This window comes from Serratia sp. 201, assembly GCF_037027545.1.
In the GTDB taxonomy this organism is placed as follows: Bacteria; Pseudomonadota; Gammaproteobacteria; order Enterobacterales; family Enterobacteriaceae; genus Serratia; species Serratia bockelmannii.
Genome location: NZ_JAXCHC010000002.1, coordinates 914,255 through 934,742, shown reverse-complemented (window position 1 = coordinate 934,742; position 20,488 = coordinate 914,255). Strand labels below are relative to the sequence as shown.

24 protein-coding genes and 1 pseudogene are annotated in these 20,488 nt (G+C 61.1%); 5 read left to right on the top strand and 20 right to left on the bottom strand.

Annotated elements, in window-relative coordinates; translation table 11 throughout:
- Window positions 1-110 precede the first annotated feature (110 nt).
- The 11 genes from flgL to flgB all read right to left on the bottom strand — a co-directional run bounded on the left by flgL (window position 111) and on the right by flgB (window position 10,265).
- A complete protein-coding gene (gene flgL / locus WA302_RS12660; RefSeq protein ID WP_016927302.1) occupies window positions 111-1,070 on the bottom strand; it encodes a flagellar hook-associated protein FlgL in 960 nt (319 codons plus the stop codon).
- 59 nt (window positions 1,071-1,129) lie between these two features.
- A complete protein-coding gene (gene flgK / locus WA302_RS12655) occupies window positions 1,130-2,779 on the bottom strand; it encodes a flagellar hook-associated protein FlgK (RefSeq protein WP_033643519.1) in 1,650 nt (549 codons plus the stop codon).
- 285 nt (window positions 2,780-3,064) lie between these two features.
- Complete coding sequence (gene flgJ, locus WA302_RS12650; RefSeq protein ID WP_169540639.1) at window positions 3,065-4,009, bottom strand: flagellar assembly peptidoglycan hydrolase FlgJ; 945 nt, start codon at window positions 4,007-4,009, stop codon at window positions 3,065-3,067.
- A complete protein-coding gene (locus WA302_RS12645; protein ID WP_004934816.1) occupies window positions 4,009-5,109 on the bottom strand; it encodes a flagellar basal body P-ring protein FlgI in 1,101 nt (366 codons plus the stop codon). Before WA302_RS12645 ends, flgJ begins: the two co-directional genes overlap by 1 nt.
- 10 nt (window positions 5,110-5,119) lie before the next feature.
- The gene (flgH, locus tag WA302_RS12640; protein ID WP_004934817.1) at window positions 5,120-5,821 is read right to left on the bottom strand and encodes a flagellar basal body L-ring protein FlgH; all 702 of its coding nucleotides are present in this window, start codon (window positions 5,819-5,821) and stop codon (window positions 5,120-5,122) included.
- Window positions 5,822-5,904: 83 nt separating this feature from the next.
- Window positions 5,905-6,687: a flagellar basal-body rod protein FlgG gene (gene flgG / locus WA302_RS12635; protein ID WP_004934819.1), complete on the bottom strand. Its 783-nt coding sequence runs from the start codon at window positions 6,685-6,687 to the stop codon at window positions 5,905-5,907.
- A gap of 18 nt (window positions 6,688-6,705) precedes the next feature.
- Window positions 6,706-7,461: a flagellar basal body rod protein FlgF gene (locus WA302_RS12630; RefSeq protein ID WP_025303261.1), complete on the bottom strand. Its 756-nt coding sequence runs from the start codon at window positions 7,459-7,461 to the stop codon at window positions 6,706-6,708.
- 12 nt (window positions 7,462-7,473) lie between these two features.
- The gene (flgE, locus tag WA302_RS12625; protein WP_099817138.1) at window positions 7,474-8,697 is read right to left on the bottom strand and encodes a flagellar hook protein FlgE; all 1,224 of its coding nucleotides are present in this window, start codon (window positions 8,695-8,697) and stop codon (window positions 7,474-7,476) included.
- Between the two features lie 54 nt (window positions 8,698-8,751).
- Entirely contained in the window at window positions 8,752-9,429 is a 678-nt protein-coding gene (gene flgD / locus WA302_RS12620) for a flagellar hook assembly protein FlgD (RefSeq protein WP_016927297.1), read from the bottom strand.
- 12 nt (window positions 9,430-9,441) lie between these two features.
- Window positions 9,442-9,846: a flagellar basal body rod protein FlgC gene (gene flgC, locus WA302_RS12615; protein WP_004934826.1), complete on the bottom strand. Its 405-nt coding sequence runs from the start codon at window positions 9,844-9,846 to the stop codon at window positions 9,442-9,444.
- Window positions 9,847-9,851: 5 nt separating this feature from the next.
- The gene (gene flgB, locus WA302_RS12610; RefSeq protein ID WP_025303263.1) at window positions 9,852-10,265 is read right to left on the bottom strand and encodes a flagellar basal body rod protein FlgB; all 414 of its coding nucleotides are present in this window, start codon (window positions 10,263-10,265) and stop codon (window positions 9,852-9,854) included.
- Window positions 10,266-10,425: 160 nt separating this feature from the next.
- On the opposite strand from flgB, the gene flgA reads away from it, so the two are divergent.
- The 5 genes from flgA to WA302_RS12585 all read left to right on the top strand — a co-directional run bounded on the left by flgA (window position 10,426) and on the right by WA302_RS12585 (window position 12,895).
- A complete protein-coding gene (gene flgA / locus WA302_RS12605) occupies window positions 10,426-11,079 on the top strand; it encodes a flagellar basal body P-ring formation chaperone FlgA (RefSeq protein ID WP_025303264.1) in 654 nt (217 codons plus the stop codon).
- Between the two features lie 129 nt (window positions 11,080-11,208).
- Window positions 11,209-11,520 carry a flagellar biosynthesis anti-sigma factor FlgM gene (flgM, locus tag WA302_RS12600; protein WP_004934832.1) on the top strand — a complete coding sequence of 104 codons (312 nt, stop codon included), beginning with the start codon at window positions 11,209-11,211 and terminating at the stop codon, window positions 11,518-11,520.
- 40 nt (window positions 11,521-11,560) lie between these two features.
- Complete coding sequence (locus WA302_RS12595; RefSeq protein ID WP_025303265.1) at window positions 11,561-11,995, top strand: flagella synthesis protein FlgN; 435 nt, start codon at window positions 11,561-11,563, stop codon at window positions 11,993-11,995.
- A gap of 230 nt (window positions 11,996-12,225) precedes the next feature.
- Entirely contained in the window at window positions 12,226-12,600 is a 375-nt protein-coding gene (locus WA302_RS12590) for a type II toxin-antitoxin system RelE/ParE family toxin (protein WP_025303266.1), read from the top strand.
- The gene (locus WA302_RS12585) at window positions 12,593-12,895 is read left to right on the top strand and encodes a helix-turn-helix domain-containing protein (protein WP_015378258.1); all 303 of its coding nucleotides are present in this window, start codon (window positions 12,593-12,595) and stop codon (window positions 12,893-12,895) included. Before WA302_RS12590 ends, WA302_RS12585 begins: the two co-directional genes overlap by 8 nt.
- A 2-nt stretch (window positions 12,896-12,897) precedes the next feature.
- On the opposite strand, the gene WA302_RS12580 is transcribed toward WA302_RS12585, so the two are convergent.
- From WA302_RS12580 to cheR, 9 genes and pseudogenes are all read right to left on the bottom strand, one after another.
- The gene (locus WA302_RS12580) at window positions 12,898-13,302 is read right to left on the bottom strand and encodes a flagellar protein FlhE (protein WP_038629510.1); all 405 of its coding nucleotides are present in this window, start codon (window positions 13,300-13,302) and stop codon (window positions 12,898-12,900) included.
- The gene (gene flhA, locus WA302_RS12575) at window positions 13,302-15,380 is read right to left on the bottom strand and encodes a flagellar biosynthesis protein FlhA (protein WP_025303268.1); all 2,079 of its coding nucleotides are present in this window, start codon (window positions 15,378-15,380) and stop codon (window positions 13,302-13,304) included. Before flhA ends, WA302_RS12580 begins: the two co-directional genes overlap by 1 nt.
- Window positions 15,373-16,524, bottom strand: a complete 1,152-nt coding sequence (flhB, locus tag WA302_RS12570; protein WP_043138644.1) for a flagellar biosynthesis protein FlhB — start codon at window positions 16,522-16,524, stop codon at window positions 15,373-15,375. Before flhB ends, flhA begins: the two co-directional genes overlap by 8 nt.
- A gap of 126 nt (window positions 16,525-16,650) precedes the next feature.
- Window positions 16,651-17,048: pseudogene (gene vapC / locus WA302_RS12565) on the bottom strand (type II toxin-antitoxin system tRNA(fMet)-specific endonuclease VapC).
- On the bottom strand, window positions 17,048-17,281 hold the full coding sequence (gene vapB / locus WA302_RS12560) for a type II toxin-antitoxin system VapB family antitoxin (RefSeq protein ID WP_089195989.1): 234 nt from the start codon (window positions 17,279-17,281) through the stop codon (window positions 17,048-17,050). Before vapB ends, vapC begins: the two are co-directional and overlap by 1 nt.
- Before the next feature lie 125 nt (window positions 17,282-17,406).
- Window positions 17,407-18,051, bottom strand: coding sequence for a protein phosphatase CheZ (gene cheZ / locus WA302_RS12555; RefSeq protein ID WP_004934858.1), 645 nt, complete (start codon window positions 18,049-18,051; stop codon window positions 17,407-17,409).
- A gap of 10 nt (window positions 18,052-18,061) precedes the next feature.
- On the bottom strand, window positions 18,062-18,451 hold the full coding sequence (gene cheY / locus WA302_RS12550) for a chemotaxis response regulator CheY (RefSeq protein WP_004934862.1): 390 nt from the start codon (window positions 18,449-18,451) through the stop codon (window positions 18,062-18,064).
- 102 nt (window positions 18,452-18,553) lie between these two features.
- Window positions 18,554-19,603: a protein-glutamate methylesterase/protein-glutamine glutaminase gene (locus WA302_RS12545; RefSeq protein WP_025303269.1), complete on the bottom strand. Its 1,050-nt coding sequence runs from the start codon at window positions 19,601-19,603 to the stop codon at window positions 18,554-18,556.
- Window positions 19,603-20,475 (bottom strand): protein-glutamate O-methyltransferase CheR, encoded by an 873-nt coding sequence (cheR, locus tag WA302_RS12540; protein ID WP_141968156.1) that lies wholly within the window; start codon window positions 20,473-20,475, stop codon window positions 19,603-19,605. Before cheR ends, WA302_RS12545 begins: the two co-directional genes overlap by 1 nt.
- Between the last annotated feature and the right edge of the window lie 13 nt (window positions 20,476-20,488).

Sequence of the window (20,488 nt, the reverse complement as noted above, 5' to 3'; positions counted from 1 at the left end):
CAAACGAGTGCACCCGGTTTCAAGAAGCCTCCCTCCCCGCGAGACGGAGAAGGCATTTTCTAAGCGCACTAAAGGGAAACCCGTCGCGGTCAGGCAACGGGGTATTGCTCTTAACGATTCATCTGGAACAGCGACATGCCCTGCATATCGCTGAAGGTTTTATACGACGCCTGCAGCGCTGCCTGCTGCATGAAATAAGACGAGATAGACTCGGCCAGATCGGCATCCGTCAACGCGCTCATCTGGATCTGGTTGGTCATGTCACGCTCTTTACCGATGCTGTCCAGCTGATCCATTTCCTGCAGCTGACTGCCCAGCTCGGCGCGCACGCTCAACACGTTGTTGTAGGAGTTGTCCAGACCGCGGTTGGCTTTCGCCAAGGCATCGTTCACCTGCTGCTTGGTGGCCTCATCGGCGCCCTGCAGCGGGGTTTTCAACGCGTTCAGCGCAATATCGATGCTCTCGAATACGTTGCTGACCGGCGCGCTGCCGTCCGGCTCGGGCTTCGGATTGCTGGTCAACGACATGAACACCGCGTTGCCGGTATGGCCGATGGTCATGGTGCGGTTGGCGTCCACTTTCTGCTGAACCGTCTTGTCCCCGCCCTGATAACTGACGGTGCCGCCGTTATCGACGAACGGCGCCTTGTCGTTCACATATCCGCCGAACATATAGCGGCCGTTGCCGTCGGTGCTGTTGGCCTGGTTCAGCAGCTGATCTTTCAGCCCCTGCAGTTGGGTGGCCAGCGACTGGCGATCGTTATCGCTTTCGGTGCCGCCGGCGTTGACGATCAGCGCCTTCATATCCGCGATGGTGGACGTCGCGCCGGCCAATACCGTTTCTTCCATCGACACGTTCTGACGAGCGAAGGTGCGCGCCAGGGTGTACTGGCTGTTTTCCGCCTGCGACTGCGACAACATCACCGCGCGCGACGCCGCCAGCGGATCGTCGGACGGGTTGATCACCCGCTTGCCCGAGGAAAGCTGCTCGGCCGCCTTCATGAACAGCGACTGGTTGCCCGTGATGCCGTTCATGTTCTGTTGGTACATCATGCTGGTGCTCATGCGCATGCTGTGGGTTCCTTACTCTGAGCGACCGGCGCCGTTATCGGCGCCGATTAACAATGAAATCAACGAATATTCAGCAGCGCGTCGAACAGCGAGCTGGCGGTCTGAATCACCTGCGCGTTGGCCATGTAGTACTGCTGAAAACGCAGCAGTTCACCGTACTCTTCGTCAAGGTTGACGCCGGACATCGACTGCTGTTGCGCGCCCAGCTGCGTGACGATTTTGGCCTGCGAGGTAGCGATGGCCTTGGCGGCGGCGGTCTGGTTGCCGACGCCGCTGACGATGCCGGCGTAAGCGCCGCTCAGGGTCGCTTTGCCGTCCACCAGGTTTTTGGTTTGCAGATCCAGCAGCTTCTTGGCGTTCTCGTTATCGCCGCGGCCGCTGTCGTCTTTACCGGCGGCGGCGATCTTGGACGAATCGGTGATGGCCACTTTCAGGTTGCCCGCCACGTCGCTGACCGGCTTCACGGTGAAGCTGTCTTTGGCCTGCGCATTGCCGTCGATGCTCACTTCCAACCCGTCGAAGTTCAGCGTCGGTTTGCCGTCGGCGCTGGTGCCCGGCGTGGCGTTGACTTTCACATTGTCCGGCAGGCGGCTGACCTGCCAGTTGCTGCCGTCGAACTCAACGCGATAATCGTTAGCCTTCACCTTGCCGGTATCGGTGTAAGAAACCGACAGCGACGCGTCGCCGGTGTTGCGGGTGTTATCCACCACCCGGCCACCGCTGAAGCTGAAGAAGTCGCCGCCTGCGTCACCGTTCAGATCGAAGCCGGCGCGATGCTGTTGGTTAAAGCTGTCCGCCATCGCCAGCGCCAACTGGCCCAGCTGATTGCGCACGCCGTCCAGCGTTTCGCTGCGGAATTTCAGCACGCCGCTCAGCGTGCCGCTGGTGATCTGGCCTTCCGGCACTTCGCTGGCGCCGTTGCCGCGGTTATAGCCGATGGTCAGACGGGAAGGATCGCTGCTGGAAGGCACGGCTTCCACCTGATACGTATTGCTGCCCTGCACCAGCGTCAAGCCGTTGGCGAAGGAGACGGTATAGGCGTCGCCGTCCTGTTGCGTGACCTGTACGCCCACCAGCTGGTTCAATTCGGTGACCAACTGATCGCGCTGATCCAGCAACGCATTCGGTTCGCCGCCGGCGCTGCCGCGCAAACGGGTGATCTCGTCGTTCAACTTGGCGATCTGTTGGCCGTAGCTGTTGATCTGCTGCGCCGTATCGCTGATCTGCTGATTAACGCCGTTGTCCATGTCGCGCAGGAATTTATCGGTGTTGTTGAACTGGTTCACCAGACCGTTGGCCTTGCCCAGCACCGTCTGGCGCGCGGCGTCGTCACCGGCGTTGCTCACCAGGTTCTGCAGGTTGGTGAAGAAATCCTGCATGTTGGTCGACAGCGGGTTGGTCTTGCTCGCCAACAGATTGTCGATCTGCGAAATCTTCTCGTAATAGGCGTTCTGCGCCCCGAACGCGCTTTGTGCGCCGCGCAGCTGGTTGGTGATGAACTGGTTGTACTCGCGGTTAACGCTGGTGACGGTCACGCCGTTGCCGATAAAGCCGCTCATGGTGGCCATGCCGCCGTTCTGCGCCAGGATCGCGGTCTGGCGGTTGTAGCCCGCCACGTTGTAGTTGGAGATGTTGTTGCTGACGGTACTGAGCGCCACCTGAGCCGCATTCAGCCCGCTCATCGCGGTATTGATTAAGCTATTGGACATCGGAATTCCTTATGCTGCGGCGCCGGTGGCCCACAGGGTTCTTAATTGAGCTGCTGAGCCTGTTCGCTCAGCCTGTTTCGGTTATCGGCCAAAATGAGAAGAACTTGAGGAAAAAAAGCGGCAACGCGGTCAGCATCCAGCTAGCCTTCGTTACCGCCTATCCCCTAAATAATTGGCGTCGCAGCAAGGCGACAAGCAAGGGCGTCCCCGAGCGCTTGGTTAAGCCAAGTGACCGGGGCGAGCTTGTGCAGTCAACGCCGCTGCGGCGTCAAGAATGACGGGGATTTAGAACAAATCTTTCAGATCGTGGGTGTAAGCTTTCACCGCCTGTTCCCCCGCGCTCTTCATCTGCTGAATCACGCTGACCAGTTTGCTGGCGTACTGCGGATCGGTGGCGTAGCCGGCGCGTTGCAGCGCATGCGCCGCCTGCTCCGGGCTGCGCGCGGCGGCCACGTCGGCATAGCGCGGGTTGTTGGTCAGCAGTTTGACGTAGTCGGCAATCGCTTCGACATACGAACCGTAGACGCGGAACTTCGCCTTCACCTTCTTCGCCGCGCCCTGTTCGAACTCGGTGGTGGTGATCTCCGTCACCGGCCCGTTCCAGCTGCCGCCGGCCTTGATGCCGAACAGGTTGTAGCTCGGCGTGCCGTCTGAGGTCGGGATCTCGCGCTGCCCCCAGCCGGATTCCAGCGCCGCCTGCGCGACGATCAGCTGATGCGGAATGCCGCTCTGCTGGCTGGCGACCTTCGCCGGTATCGACAGGCGAGCGACGAAGTTGCCGTTGTTGAGCGACAGCGGCGCGGCGGCCGGCGGGGCTTTCGGCATCGCCCGGCGCACCATCTGCTCCAGCGCCTGGTTCGGCAGCGTTTGCAGCACCTCGTTGTCCAGCGCCATCGGCGACATGCCCGCCGTTTCGCTCGGCACCGTATTGGCATTGCTCATCTGCTTGACCATCATGTCGGCCAGCCCCAGCCCTTTTTGCGACATCTGCTGGGCGATTTGCTGATCGTACATCGAGGTATAGAGCCGCGTTTGATCGCTGCTCAACACCCCGTCCTGCGGCAAGGCGGAACGCATGCTTTTCAGCATCATCTGCACGAACATGCCTTCTACCTGCTGGGCCACCTGCTTAAGGTTGCCCTGCGGGTCGGCCGCCGCATCGCGCTTCAGGCCGTTCAGCGCCTGGGCGTCATAGGCCGCGCCCGACATCGCCATCAGATCGCCGGCCATCAGATGATTTCCAGCTTGGCGCGCAGGCAGCCGGCGCTCTGCATCGCCTGCAGGATCGACATCAGATCGATCGGCGTGGCGCCCAACGCGTTCAGCGCGCGAATGACGTTGTTCAGGTTGGCGCTGGCGTTCACCTTCTGCAGCGATCCGCCCTGCTGTTGCACCGAGATCTGGGTGTTTGGCGTCACCACCGTCTGGCCGCCGCCGAACGGCGTCGTCGGTTGGCTGACGGTGTTCTGCCGATCGACCACCACCGACAGGTTGCCCTGGGCGACGGCGCAGGAATCGAGGATCACATCGCGGTTCATCACCACCGACCCGGTGCGCGAGTTGATGATCACTTTGGCGTCCATCGCGCCGACGTTGACGGTGATGTTTTGAATCTCCGCCAGGAAGCGCACCTGAGAGCTGTTGCCCTGCGGCACCAGCACCTGGATCGTGCGGGCGTCGAGCGGCGTCGCGGTGCCGCCGCCGCGTTGGCGGTTGATGGCGTCGCTGATCTGCTGCGCCAGCGTGAAGTCTTCGTCGTTCAGCTGCAGGTTGAGTACGCCGCCGCTGCCGAAGGTGGTCGGCAGCTCGCGCTCGATGGTGGCGCCGTTGCTGATGCGCCCGCCCGCCAGCTGGTTGACCTGCACGCTGCTGCCGCCGGCCGCCGCGCCCGCGCCGCCGACCAGCACGTTGCCCTGCGCCAGCGCATAGACCTGGTTATCCACGCCTTTGAGCGGCGTCATCAGCAAGGTGCCGCCGCGCAGGCTCTTGGCGTTGCCCATCGATGAGACCACCACGTCGATGTTCTGCCCGGCGCGCGAGAACGGCGGCAGTTTGGCGGTCACCATCACCGCCGCCACGTTTTTCAGCTGCATGTTGGTGCCTGGCGGCACGGTGATGCCCAGCTGCGACAGCATATTGCTCAGGCTTTGGGTGGTGAACGGCGTCTGCATGGTCTGGTCGCCGGAGCCGTCCAGCCCCACCACCAGGCCGTAGCCGATCAGGGCGTTGTCTCGCACGCCCTGCACCGTCACCAGATCGCGGATGCGCTCCGCCGCCGCCGGCAAGCACACCAGCCCGACGCACAGCGCGATAAACCATTTTTTCAGCATCAGTCAATCCTTAGAACGGTGAAACATTTAAGAAGAAGCGCTGCAGCCAGCCCATGGTCTGCGCTTCGTTGATATAGCCATTGCCGACGTATTCGATACGCGCGTCCGCCACCTGCGTCGAGGTGACCGAGTTGTTGCCGCTGATGGTGCGCGGGTTAACGACGCCGGAGAAGCGAATGAATTCGGTGCCCTGGTTGATGGCGATCTGCTTTTCCCCCACCACGTGCAGGTTGCCGTTGGCCAGCACCTGGTTGACCGTCACCGTAATGGTGCCGTTGAAGGTGTTGTTGGCGTTGGCGCCGCCCTTGCCACCGAAGGTACTGTCGCCGGAAATGTCCATATCGGCGCGCGCATTGCCCAACAGGCCGTCAAGGTAACGCGGCGAGGTGGCGACGCCGAACTTGCTGGCGCCGTTGCGGCTGGCGTTGGCGGAAGAGCTCTTGCTGGCGCTGACGTTTTCCTGCAGCACGATGGTCAGGGTGTCACCGACGTTGCGCGGACGGCGGTCTTCGAACAGCGGCTGATAGCCGTAGTTCATCGGCTGCACCGTCTGGAAGATCGAGCCGTTCGGCATCGGCGCGCTGGCCGGCGCGGGCTGCGCCGTGGTCGCACCGTCCACCAGCGGTTTATGCGGAATATAAGCGCAGCCGCTCAGCGTCAGCATCACCATTCCCGCCAGCCAGCGTTGTCCCTGCCGCGGCAGGATTGCCATCGAATATGTGGTTACCACGGGTATCGCCTTTGTTTCACGAAAGAGAATGACGGGCGCGGCAAGCCGGGCCCGTCAATGACAGATTACAGTTGCGTCAGCTTTTGCAGCATCTGATCGGAAGTCGAAACCGCTTTGCTGTTGATCTCGTAAGCGCGCTGAGTCTGGATCATGTTGACCAGCTCTTCCGCCACGTTAACGTTGGAGGTCTCCACGTAGCCCTGATACAGCAGACCGGCGCCGTTCAGCCCCGGCGTGCTCTCGTTCGGCGCGCCCGAGCTTTCGGTTTCCTGATACAGGTTCTCGCCCACGCTCTCCAGACCGCTGTCGTTGACAAAGGTCGTCAGCGTCAGTTGACCCACCTGCTGGGCGGCGGTTTGCCCCTGCTGGGTGACGCTGACGATGCCGTCGCGGCCGACGGTGATGGACAGCGCGTTCGCCGGAATGGTGATCGCCGGCTGCACCTGGAAACCGCTGGATGTGACCAGCTGGCCGTTCTGATCGATCTGGAACGAGCCGTCGCGCGTGTAGGCCTGGGTGCCGTCCGGCAGCATCACCTGGAAGAAACCCTGCCCCTTGATGGCGACGTCTTTACTGTTGTTGGTCTGCGACAGGTTGCCCTGGCTGTGCAGACGCTCGGTCGCCACCGGACGCACGCCGGTGCCGATCTGCAGACCGGAAGGCAGCGTGGTCTGCTCGGAAGACTGTGCCCCCGGCTGACGCATGGTCTGGTACAGCAAATCTTCAAATACCGCACGCTGGCGTTTGAAGCCGTTGGTGCTGACGTTCGCCAGGTTGTTGGCGATCACGTCCATGTTGGTCTGCTGCGCGTCCAGACCGGTTTTGGCAATCCATAAGGATGGAATCATCGGTTATTTCCTTGCTGCTTAACTCATTGAGAGCAGTGAGTTGGCACGCTGTTCGTTTTCATCCACGCTGTGGATGACTTTCATTTGCATTTCAAAACGGCGGGCGTTGGCGATCATGTCGACCATGGTCTCCATCGGCTTGACGTTGCTGCCCTCCAGCACGCCCGGCATCACCCGCACCTGCGGATCGTTTTGCAACTGATTGCCGCGCTGCTGTTGAGTTTCCGGCGTCAGGCGGAACAGCCCGTCGTCACCGCGCATCACTTCGCGCGCATCGGCTTTCACCAGCTTCAGACGGCCGATCTGCGCGATGGTGTTCGGCGGATCGCCGGCGTTCAGCGCCGAAATGGTACCGTCGGCCGCGATGGTGATCTCCGCCGACGGCGGCACCTCGATCGGGCCGCCGTCACCCATCACCGGCAATCCCTGCACCGTCAACTGCCCGGTGGAGGAGATCTGAATGTTGCCGTTGCGGGTATAGGCTTCCCCCCCACCCGGCAGGCTCACCGCCAGGAAACCGTCCTGCTGCAGCGCCACGTCCAGCGGGCGCGCCGTATAGTTCAGCGCCCCCTGGCTCATATCGGCGCCCGGCGTCGACGCGGTCACCAAGGTGCGCGTCGCCAGGCTCGGCCCGTCGACCGGCACCGCGCGCAATGCGGCGAGCTGGGCGCGAAAGCCCGGCGTCGACGCATTGGCCAGGTTGTTGGCGGTAATGGACTGCTGTTCCAGCGTTTGGCGCGCCGCGCCCATCGCGGTATAAATCGCGTGATCCATAACTCGGCCTTATTAGCGCAGGCTAACCAACGTCTGCAGGATGGAGTCCTGCGTCTTGATGGTCTGGGCGTTGGACTGGTAGTTACGCTGTGCGACGATCATGTTCACCAGCTCCTGGCTCAGATCGACGTTGGAAGACTCCAGCGCGCCGCTGGTCAGCTTACCGAAGCCGCCGCCGCCCGACAGACCAACGCGCGGCTGACCGGACGCACCGGTTTCCTGCCACACGTTATCGCCCTGCGACGCCAGCCCTTCCGGGTTGGAGAAGTTGGCCATGACGATCTGGCCCAGCACCTGAGTCTGCTGGTTGGAGTAGATGCCCACCACTGTGCCGTCGTTGTTGATCTGGAAGTTGGTGTATTCACCGGCGGCATAGCCGTCTTGCGATACCTTGCTCACCGAGTCGCTGCCCACGTTCTGCTGCATGCTGCCGGCGAAGCTCAGGGTGAAGTTTTGCGCCGGTGCGCCGTCTTTGGCGGTCATCGGGATCACCATGCTGAACTCGCCCGGCGCGCCGTTGGTGCTGGTGGTTTTCACCAGGTTGCCGCTGGTGCTGAACTCCATGGTGCCGGCGTTCACTGGCGCGGCGCTGCCGTCCTGGGTGTAGACCTGCCATTTATTGTCTTCCGTCTTCACGAAGTAGGCGTTGATGTTGTGCGCGTTACCCAGCGAGTCGTAAGCGGTGATGGTGTTGACGTAGTTGTAGCTGTCCTGTTTGGTCGGATCGAAGGTCTTGTTCTCCGGCACTTTATGGGTGGACTTCAGGTTGGCCACCATCTCGCCGGAGGTGGATGCCTTGGCGTTCATCATACCTTCAGGAATGCTCAGCGGCACCGGGTTGGCGCCCTGCTGAATGGTCGGCGGAGAACCGGCCGCCGGGTAGCCGGTCAGCTGCAGCCCCTGCATGTTGGTCAGGTTGCGGTTCTCATCCAGCTTGAACTGACCGTTGCGGGTATAGAAGATGCCGCCGTCTTTATCCTGCATGCGGAAAAAACCGTTGCCGTTGATGGCCACATCCAGCGCACGGCTGGTGCCGGTGGTGGTGCCACCCTTGAAGTTCTGGGTGATGCCGGACACTTTGACGCCCAGACCGACTTGCGAGCCAGCGAACATGTCGGCAAAGGAGACGCTGCCGGATTTGAAGCCCGCTGTCGCGGAGTTGGCGATGTTGTTACCGATCACGTCCAGGTTGGTTGCTGCCGCGTTTAAGCCGCTGACTGCCTGAGAAAAGGCCATGTTATTCTCCGAATAGTGGTCAGGCTATCGTCCGATTGAGCCTGATGCTTAGGGTTATAAGATCTGTCGCACGTCTTCCAGGGTGGCGTTGCCCGCCAGACCGAGATCCAGCTTGGCGCCGTTGCCGTCGCGGATCACGCCGTTCACCAGGCCGAAGTGCAGGCTGCGCGCCACCAGTTGCTCGCCATTGCCTTTGGCGTTAATCGCCACTTTGTAGGCGCCGTCGGGTGCGGTAGAGCCGTCATCCAACGAACCGTCCCAGGTGAAGGCATGCACACCGGCGGTCAGGCCGCCGATTTCGATGGTGCGCACCACCTGCCCACTGGCGTTGGTGATGGTAGCGGTCACCTGATCGGCGGCGCGCTCCAGTTCCACGCCGAACGGCGTCGTGCTGACCTTGCCGTCCTTGCTGCCGACCAGAATGTTATTGCCCGGCACCATCACGCCGTGGCCGATCAGCGCAGTGGCTTGCAGCGACTGGTTGCTGTTGATCTGGCCGGAGATCGACCCCAGCGTGGTGTTGAGTTTTTCGATGCCCTGCACGGTGTTGATCTGCGCTAGCTGCGAGGTCAGTTCGTTGTTCTGCATCGGATTGGTCGGATCCTGGTTTTTCAACTGCGCCACCAGCAGCGTCAGGAAACTGTTGTGCAGATCCTGGCTGTTGGTATTTTTGCTGTTGTTACCGATGACGGTGTTGTCCAACGACTCGTTCGTGGTTGCGGCGATAGCCATGGGAACCTCCGGTTACTGACCCAACGTCAGGGTTTTCATCATCATCGACTTGGTGGTGTTGAGCACCTCGACATTGGCCTGGTAGCTGCGGGAAGCGGAGATGGTGTTGACCATTTCACCCACCACGTCGACGTTCGGCATGCGCACGTAGCCCTTGGCGTCCGCCAGCGGGTTGCCCGGTTGATAGACCAGACGCTCGGGCGCCGGATCGTCCACCACCTGAGCGACGCGTACGCCGCCGGTCGGCTGCCCGGGGGCCGCCGCGACCTGGAACACCACCTGCTTGGCGCGGTAAGGCTCGCCGTCCGGACCGGTCACGCTGTCGGCGTTGGCCATGTTGCTGGCGCTGACGTTCATGCGCTGGGATTGCGCCGATAACGCCGAGCCGGAGATATCAAAAATATTCAGTAAAGACATGCGCCTTATCCTTGTTGCAGCACGGACATCATCCCTTTGATCTGACCGTTGAGCAGCGTCAGGTCGGTCTGATATTTCAGGCTGTTATCGGCAAAGTTGGTGCGTTCGCGATCCATGTCCACCGTGTTGCCGTCCATCGACGGCTGATCAGGCACCCGGAACAGCAGATCGAGCTGCGGCGGCTGCAGGGTCTGCGCCGGGATGTGGCGCGCCGCCGTCAGGTTCAGCGACATGCCGTTGCCGCTGACGCGCCCCTGCTCCATCACTTTGTTCAATTGGCTGGCGAAATCGATATCCCGCGCCTGATAACCCGGTGTGTCTGCGTTGGCGATGTTGGCGGCCAGAATTTCCTGCCGCTGGGCGCGCAAGTTCAGCGCCTCTTGGCCAAAGCGCAGAGCCGCGTCCAGTTTGTCGAGCATGCTCCCTCCGCGAGGTTAGAATTTGGAGTCGACAGCATAAACGCCCCCCGCGCTACCCTATCGCGGGAATAAACGCAAAATGGGGCGCTATTTATCTGCTTAGCCTGCGCGCGCTGCGGGTACACTTACGCGTATCCCGATGAAGCTTGAGAAGATGACGATGAAAGGTAAAATGCTGCTGCTTATCGGCCTGCTGTGCAGTCTGAACGCGCGCGCCGACGATCTGGCGACGCAAATCGAAAGCTTCATCCAAGGCAAGTTCAGCGGCGAACCGGTACAGGTAAAAGTGCGGGTGCGCACGCCGCCGAACCAATGGCCCGCTTGCGAACTGCCGCAGCTGTCGCTGCCGCCCAACGCGCGGATCGGCGGCAACGTCAGCATTTCGGCGCGCTGTGGCCAGGAGCGGCGTTTTATCCAGACGCAGGTGCAGGTGTTTGGCCGCTATCTCGTTTCGGCGCGCGGCATCAGCGCCGGCAGCCGGTTGACGGCGGCGGATCTGACGTTGAAAGCAGGTCGGCTCGATACCCTGCCGCCGCGTGCGCTGACCGAAGCGAGCAAAGCGTTAGGTGCCGTCAGCCTGCGCAACATTAGCCCCGGTCAGCCGCTGACCCTCGCCATGCTGCGCCGCGCCTGGATTATCAAGGCCGGGCAATCGGTACAGGTCAATGCACAGGGCGAAGGATTCAGCATCAGCGGTGCGGGTAAGGCGATGAACAACGCCGCCGCCGAAGACAGCGTGCGGGTGCGCATGGCGTCCGGGCAGATCGTCAGCGGCGTGGTCGGGGACGACGGCGCGATCCGTATTACGTTATAAAAAAGTAAAGGTTCCGCAAACCTTGCCGATAAGACAAATCAAGCAGCATTTTATTGGCCACCAGGGCCGCAAAACTTTCATTGCAGCGTCGTCGCCCCCGAGCGGCCACGGCGTAAACGGAGATGGACCATGAGTATCGATCGCACCCAGCGGTTACAGCCGGTTTCCACTGTGCAACCGCGTGAAACCCCGGCCGACAACCCGCTCCAACCGCGCAAGGCCGCCGTGGCCGAAACCGCCGTCAGCGGCACGCAGGTCAAACTGAGCGAGGCGCAGGCGCGCCTGATGCAACCGGGCACCCAGGATATCGATATGGGCCGGGTCGAGGCCATCAAACAGGCGATCCGCAACGGTGAACTGAAGATGGACGCCGGCAAAATCGCCGACGCACTGCTGCAAGACGCGCAGAGCGATGTTCAATGGATCGCCGGACGCGACTGACAACGCGGCGGCGGGTAGCGATAAAGGATAAGTCATCACTATGGAAAAGCTGGTACAACTGCTGGACAAACTGTTGGAAACACTGCAGGCGCTCAATGGCGTGCTGGAGGAAGAGCACGACTTGCTGTGTTCCGGCCAGTTGCCCGGCGTGGCCTTGCAGCGCGTCACCGATGCCAAAAGCCAACTGCTGGCGACGGTCGCTTACCTCGAGCAACAGCGCCTGGGGCAGGAAAAAACCTGCGGGCAACGCGCGCCCTATGCCAGCCATGCGCCTCTGGCCGATCGCTGGCAACGCGTTCAGTTGCTGAGCCAAACGCTGCGTGAGAAGAACCAGCACAACGGCCTGCTGCTCAATCAGCAGATCGACCACAACGCTCAGGCGCTGGCTATCCTCAGTAAGAACAACAAATCGCTGTATGGCCCGGACGGCCAGTCGCACGCCGGCAGCCTGCTCGGCAGAAAAATCGGCGTCTGACCTGACTCATTTCGCCCGGTGAGCCTATCACCGGGCACGCGTTAGCCGACTTTTGCGCATCCCCTCGCATTTTCACCTCATCACCTCCTGAGTTCCCTTAACGTTATGCGTCAGGCTGCGCAGAACGTGAATTTGGCTGTTTCTTTCCCTTTGGCCACTTGTCACCCTGTGGTGATTTTTAAATCACTTGAAATATACCCTTAACGGGTATAGATTCGCAGGGAGAGCGAATGGCTGATATCTATCTCACCAAAACCTTTCAGGGTTTTGCCGCACGCGAGCGCATTAGCGACGCCACGATAGTGAAAGCGGCGCGAGAAATGCAGCATCAGCGGTACGACGCCAATCTTGGCGGTTGCGTATACAAAAAGCGCATCGCTCGGGCTGGTGCGGGCAAACGTGGCGGCTATCGGGTGCTGATCGTTTTTCGCGATGAAGACCGCCTGTTTTTTATGCGCGGCTTTGCCAAAAGCGAGAGAGAAAACATCAGTGCGGATGAGTTACAGGGATTGAAACATCTGGCTGCGCTGTATCTGGATTATTCGCCATTCAGACTCTACCAGCTGGTCAACAACAGGGAGTTACGGAGGCTAAGCGATGAGTAAAATTCTTGCCGAGATCCACCAGGAAGTTCAGGGCCTGCACCGCGCCGGTTTCGTCGACGACGTGACCATGCGCACTTTCGACATGCTGTGCCTGCGGCCGGTGAAGCAGTTCGGGCCGGCCGAGATCCGCGCGCTGCGCGAACGGGAAAACGTCAGTCAGCCGGTGTTTGCGCTGTATCTCAACGTCAGCAAAAAGGCGGTACAGAAATGGGAGCGCGGCGAAGCGCAACCGAACTCCGCCGCGATGAAGCTGCTGACGCTGGTGGAACGCAACGGCCTGCAAATTCTGGCCTGATCTTACTGATAATTGACGATCACCTGATTGCCAATCACCCGCAGCGGCGGGTTCAACCCGCCTTGCGACTGCACGTAATAGACGAAACGCAATTCCGCATTGGCCGGCTCGCCCTGCAGACCGTTGCTGCTGCCGCTGCCGCCGCCCAGCGGAATGCAGCGGTTGACCGTGCAAAGCTGCGCCTGCAGCCCCACTGGTTCAGGCCCCAGCAAACGGTAGCGCCAGCTGACGCGGGTGATGCGCGCATTGGCATCCGGCAACGCGTTCGGCGGCCGCAAACCGGCGGACTCATCGCGCATGCCGCCCTGTTCCAACGTCACGCCCGCCCCTTCGGCCACCCAGGAGCCGGACACCGCACCGGCGGTTAACGGCGCCAGCAAACACAACACGAACAGACAGCGTTTCATCAGGCGGCTCCAATGGTCGACGTCATGCGAATCTGGCGATCGTCGTTAATCTCCAGGTTGGACAGCACCACGAGCTGCGGCAGGCTGCGGCGCAGAAAGCGCGCCAGTAAAGGACGCAGCGCATGGTTAACCAACAGCACCGGCGGCGCGCTGAGCATCTCTTGCCGTTGCAGCGCCTGACGCGCCTGTTCCAGCAGGCGATCGGCCAGCCCCGGCTCCAGACCGCCGCCGCCCTGCAACGCCTGCAGCAACAGGCGCTCCAGCTGGGTATCCAAGCCGATAACCTGAATCTCGCCGTTGCCCGGGAACCACTGCTGCGTGATCGCCCGGCCCAGCGCCACCCGCACCACGGTCGTCAGCTCATAAGGATCGCTTTGCGCCGGGGCATGTTCCGCCAGCGTTTCGACGATGGTGCGCATATCGCGGATAGAAACGCGTTCGGCCAACAGGTTTTGCAGCACTTTGTGCAGCGTCGTCAGCGACACCACGCCCGGCACGAAGTCTTCGGTCAGCTTCGGCATCTCTTGTGAAACACGGTCCAGCAGCTGCTGAGTTTCTTGGCGGCCAAACAGCTCGCTGGCGAACTGGCCGATCAGGTGATTAAGGTGCGTCGCTACTACGGTACTGGCTTCCACCACGGTAAAGCCCTGGATCTGCGCCTGCTCGCGCAAGGCGCTGTCGATCCATACCGCCTCGAGCCCAAAGGCGGGATCGACGGTTTTGTCTCCCGCCAGCTCGCCCACGGCATTGCCGGGGTTGATCGCCAGCCAACGGCCCGGCTGCGCTTCACCGCTGCCGATCTCAACGCCTTTCATCAGGATGCGGTAGCTGGCTGGCGGCAGTTCCAGATTGTCGCGGATGTGCACCACCGGCGGCAGATAGCCCATGTCCTGCGCGAATTTCTTGCGGATCCCGCGGATACGCCCCAGCAGCTCGCCGTTCTGTTGAAAATCGACCATCGGAATCAGCCGGTAGCCCACTTCCATCCCCAGCGGATCTTCCAACTGAACGTCGGCCCAGCTGGCCTCGGCGGCCTGCGGATTCTCCGGCATCGCCGGTTCTTCCACCGTTTTCGGTGCCTGTTGTTCACGGCCACGCAGCCACCAGGCCAGGCCCAGCAAAGCGGCGGTAAACAGCAGGAACACCAGGTTCGGCATGCCCGGCACCAGGCCCAACAGCCCCAGTACCCCGGCGCTCAGCAACATCACGCGCGGATTGTTGAACAGCTGGCCCACCATCTGCTCGCCGACGTCCTGATCGGTCGCGACGCGGGTGACGATGACGCCGGCGGCGGTGGAGATCACCAGCGCTGGGATCTGCGCCACCAGGCCGTCACCGATGGTCAGCAGCGTATAGCTTTCCGCCGCCGCCCCCAGCTCCATGCCATGCTGCACGACACCGACCAACAGGCCGCCGACGACGTTCAGCACCATGATCATCAGGCCGGCAATGGCATCGCCACGCACGAATTTACTGGCACCGTCCATCGAGCCGTAGAAATCGGCCTCCTGGGTCACTTCAGCGCGGCGTTTCTTCGCTTCGTCTTCACCGATCAGCCCGGCGTTCAGGTCGGCGTCGATCGCCATCTGTTTACCCGGCATGCCGTCCAGCACGAAGCGCGCGCCCACTTCGGCGATACGCCCTGCACCTTTGGTAATTACCATAAAGTTGATCAGCACCAGGATGATGAACACCACGATGCCGATGGCGAAGTTGCCCCCCACCAGGAAGTGGCCAAAGGCTTCCACCACGCGCCCGGCGGCGGCGGAACCGGTGTGGCCCTCCAGCAAGATGATGCGCGTCGACGCGACGTTGAGCGACAAACGCAGCAATGTGGAGAACAGCAGAATGGTCGGGAAGGCGGCGAATTCGAGCGTGCGCTGGGTGAACATCGCCACCAGCAGCACCATGATTGACAGCGCGATGTTGAAGGTAAACAGCAGATCGAGGATAAACGCCGGCAACGGCAGCACCATCATCGACAGGATCAGCAGGATCAACACCGGGCCGGCCAACACCTGCCACTGCGTATCTTTAAAATTGCCCGGCAAACGAAGCAGGGAGGCCAAATTAGCCATCAGAGTCACTCTCTCTTGCAAAATCCAGTGCTTCCGGCACCGGTAAACGTTCAGGTTTTTTCGGGATCAGGCCGCCCTCGCGCCGCCAGCGGCGCAGCTGGTACACCCAGGCCAGCACTTCGGCGACGGCGGCATACAGGGTGGCCGGAATATGTTGTCCAATCTCGCTGTGTCGATACAGCGCACGCGCCAGCGGCGGCGCTTCCAGCATCGGGATGCGGTGCTCCGCACCGAGCTCGCGAATGCGCAAGGCGATTTCGCCGGCCCCTTTGGCCAGCACCTTCGGCGCGCTCATTTTCTTGTCGTTGTACTGCAACGCGACGGCGTAGTGCGTCGGGTTGGTGACGATCACGTCCGCTTTGGGCACATCGGCCATCATGCGGCGCCGGGCGATCGCCCGCTGCTGCTGACGAATACGCCCCTTAACGTGCGGGTCCCCTTCCTGGTCTTTGAATTCGTCGCGAATATCCTGCTTGGTCATCTTCAGCTTCTTGAAGTGGCTCCACAGCTGGTAGAACACGTCGAACGCCACCATCGGCGTCAATCCCAACACCACCAGAAAACCGCAGAACAGGATCATCTGCAGCGCATTGCCCAGCGCATCGAGCGGCTGCTGGGTCATCAGATGCAGCATTGCCGCCCAGTTGTGCCACAGATAAAGACCGGTCACCCAGCCGACCAGCGTCGCTTTCAGGATCCCTTTCAGCAGCTCGGCCAGCACCTGGGTGGAAAAGATGCGCTTCAACCCGGACAACGGGTTCAACCGCTTCAAGTCGAATTTAATCGACTTGCCGCTGAACAGAATGCCCCCCAGCAGCATCGGCGCGGCGAGCGCCACCAGTACCAGCCCCGCCATGATCGGCAACAGCGCCAGCACCGCCTGGCGCAGCAGCATGCCGAGTTGGCGCACCATCTGTTTATCGTTGCTGACCATGCCGTGGTCGAAGTTCAACCCCTGCGTGAGCATCGCCGCCAGCTGTTGCGCCATGTTGCTGCCGGACATCAGGATGATCGCGAGGCCCGAGAGCAGCATCAGCACCGAGGTCAATTCGCGGGAACGCGGGATCTGGCCGTCTTCACGCGCCTTCTCCAGCCTGTGGGGCGTGGGGGCCTCGCTTTTTTCCAGATCGCTGTCTTCAGCCACGAAACGCCGTTCCTGTGTCGGGAGGGTAAAGAATGGCGGTCAGCATGCCAAAAAATTGGCGATGCCATTGGCGGAACAACGGGGAAAAAGGCGGGTTATTTAGGGGATGAGACCATCAGGGAGAGGTTACAACCAATTTTCCAGCCGCAAACCCTCAACGCGCTCAAATTCGCGTCGATTATTGGTCACCAGGATCAATCCTTCGCTGCGCGCATGCCCGGCGATATGTAGATCGTTTACGCCAATAGGCGTTCCCTGGCGTTCCAGCGCAGCCCGGATATTGCCATAGTGCGATGCCGCTTTGGCGCTGTAATCGAGAATGTCCAATCGGGAGACAAAATCTTCAACGACTCTGGCGTTAACCGCTGGACGAGCGCTTTTCTCCACCCGTGAACCAATTCGCCATAGGTGATCGACGAAATGACCATTTTACCTGCATAGCGATTGAATGCCTCCAGCACTTCCAGCGGCCGGCGCTTGATGACATAGATAACAATGTTGGTGTCCAGCATATGACTGAACATCAAAAATCTTCCCGCTCACCCTGGTGCTGTCCTGCACGTTCATTGAGGAAATCATCGCTCACCTCATTTGCCGCACAGAAGAAACTGTCCCAAGTATTCTCCAGGGGGGCAAGAATGCGCTCTTTGCCCACTACGCGAACGGTCACTTTAGAAACGGTATCAGGGAAACGCACCTCTGCGGGCAAGCGTACAGCCTGTGTCCGATTATTGGTAAAGACAGAACCTAACGTCATGGCGACCTCCTTAAATTGGAGTACAAATTATAACCGCCATGATGTATATAGTAATGCTATATACATTAATCTTTGCGGGACACCGCGCAACTTTCGGGGCGCGCCGTCGCGCGCCCCGAAAAGCCTCAGAAACCGAGGCTGTCGAGCAGATCGTCGACCTGCGCCTGGTTGGCGATGACGCCGACGCCGTTCTGGTCGAGCTGCGGGCCGTTCAGCAGGCTGTCGTTCGGCCGTTTTTCCTTCACCGGCTGCTCCGGCATGTTTTCCATCAGCACCATCAGCAGCTGCTTTTCGATCTCCTGCACCACATCCATCATGCGCTTGATCACCTGACCGGTCAGATCCTGGAAGTCCTGCGCCATCATGATTTCCAGTAGCTGGGCATTGGTGAAGGCCGTATGGCCCGGCACCTGATCCAGATACTGGCGCGTGTCGTTGACCAGAGAACGCGCGTCATCCAGTTCGATGGGATTGGCGAACCACTCGTCCCAGCGCCCTTTCAACGCGTTGGCGCCGGATTCCAGCTCCGCCTGGCGCGGTTGCGCCGCTTCCACGCAGTTCAACGCCCGTTCCGCCGCCTGCGCCGTCATGGTTACGACATAGTCAAGACGGTCGCGCGCATCCGGGATCGCCTCTGCCGCCTGGGCGATCGCCTGATCGAGCCCCAGTTCGCGCATGCTGTCGCGCAGCATTCGGGTCAGTTGGCCGATGCGGGAAATGATCTCTCCCGCGGTCGCTGCATCGCTGGCAGGCATTGGAATGTCTCTCATCGCCCTCTCCTTACATGCCCAATTTTTCAAAAATCTTGTTGAGCTTTTCTTCCAGCGTCGCCGCCGTAAATGGTTTCACTACATAACCGCTGGCGCCGGCCTGCGCCGCCGCGATGATATTTTCTTTCTTGGCTTCCGCCGTCACCATCAGTACCGGCATCGCGGCCAGCGCGCTATCGGCGCGAATGGTCTGTAACAGTTCGAGTCCGTCCATGTTCGGCATGTTCCAATCGGACACCACGAAGTCGAAACCGCCGGCGCGCAGCTTGTTCAGCGCATCCGCGCCATCTTCAGCTTCTTCGACGTTGTTGAAGCCCAGCTCTTTCAGCAGATTTCTGACGATGCGGCGCATGGTGGAAAAGTCGTCCACAACCAGAAATCTGAGGTTTTTGTCTGCCATTGTTACTCCTGAAATAGTTAACCGTTTAATGATGCAAAACCGCAGGCCGCCGCGCGGCGAACCAGGGTCATATCGCCGCCGGGTAAACCCTGCGGACTAAAATTAAATGCGCAATGCCTGGCCGCCGGAAATCTGCGCCAACATGCGCTGGCTCATCCTGTCCAACTCAACCACTTCGCTGACGCCGCCGCTGGCGATCGCCTCGCGCGGCATGCCGAACACCACGCAGCTCGCCTCGTTCTGCGCCAGGGTATACGCCCCGGCGCGGTGCATCTCCAGCATCCCCGCCGCACCGTCGTTCCCCATGCCGGTGAGGATCACCCCCACCGCATTGCGGCCGGCATATTGCGCCACCGAACGGAACAGCACGTCGACAGACGGACGATGGCGGTTGACCGCCGGGCCGTCATGCAGCTTCACCTGATAGTTGGCGCCGCTGCGCGCCAGCTCCAGGTGGCGGTCCCCCGGTGCGATGTAGGCGTGGCCCGGCAGCACGCGCTCGCCGTCCTCCGCTTCTTTCACCGTGATCTGGCACAGTTTGTTCAGCCGTTCGGCGAACGAACGGGTGAAACCGGGCGGCATGTGCTGGGTGATCAGCAGCGCCGGGCTGGTGGCCGGCAGCGGCTGCAGTACCTGGCGGATCGCTTCGGTACCGCCGGTGGAAGCGCCGATGGCGATCAATTTTTCACTGCTCAGCAGCGGCGCGTGGCTGAGGATCGCCGGCGCCGGGCTGTTGGAACGCTGCGGCAGGCGCGCTCTGGCGGCGGTGCGGATCTTCTCGGCAATCAGTTCGCTGTAGGCCAACATGCCCTCACGGATACCGAGCTGCGGTTTGGTGACGAAATCCACCGCGCCCAGCTCCAGCGCGCGCAGCGTGATCTCAGACCCTTTACCGGTCAGCGAAGAGACCATCACCACCGGCATCGGCCGCAGGCGCATCAGCTTCTCGAGGAAATCCAGCCCGTCCATGCGCGGCATCTCGACGTCCAGCGTCAGCACCTGGGGATTAAATTTTTTGATCAGATCGCGCGCCACCAGCGGATCCGGCGCGGTCGCCACCATTTCCATGTCGGGATGGCCGTTCACGATTTCCGTCATCAGCTGACGCATCAGTGCCGAATCGTCTACGCATAACACTCTGATTTTACTCATTACCTCTCCTTGGTCAGCCCATACACGGTCTGCCCACGCAAGTAGAAATCCCGGCTGATCTGGCTGAAGTTCTCGGAGTGGCCAGCGAACATCAGCCCCCCCGGCTTAAGCAAGGGAACGAAGCGGCGCAGGATGCGCTCCTGCGTCGCCTTATCGAAATAGATCATGACGTTGCGGCAAAAAATGGCGTCGAATTGCCCCGGCAGCGCCCACTCCGGCGCCAGCAGGTTCAACGGCTGGAAGTTGACCCGCGCCGCCAGCTCCGGCCGCACGCGCACCAGCCCCTGATGCGGCCCGGTGCCGCGCAGGAAATAGCGCTGCATTTGGGTCGGCGTCAGGGTACGCAGATCTTCCTGGCGGTATACGCCCGCCTCCGCTTTTTCCAGCACCTGCGTATCGATGTCGCTGGCCCAGACCTGGCAACTGCCGGCCCGCTGACCCAATGCATCGCTCAGCGTGATGGCGATCGAATACGGTTCTTCGCCGGTCGAGGCCGCGGTGCTCCAGACGCTGTAGCCGTTCGGCCGCGAGCGCGCGTGTTCCGCCAGGATCGGGAAGTGATGCGCCTCGCGGAAAAAGGCCGTCAGGTTGGTGGTCAGCGCGTTGATGAACGCCTGCCACTCCGCGCTGTTCGGGTCGCTTTCCAGCAGCGCCAGGTAGTCACCGAAATCGTGCAATCCCAACAGCCGCAACCGGCGCACCAGGCGGTTGTAAACCATCTCGCGCTTATGCTCCGCCAGCACGATGCCGGCGCGTTGATAAATCAACTGGCTGATACGGCGAAAATGCACGTCCGACAGCGGCAGGCGCTGCACCATTTGCGTCAACATCGACGCAGTATCCCGGTTAGAAGTTGACGGCGTCTGTTTCATGCCACCTCACCGG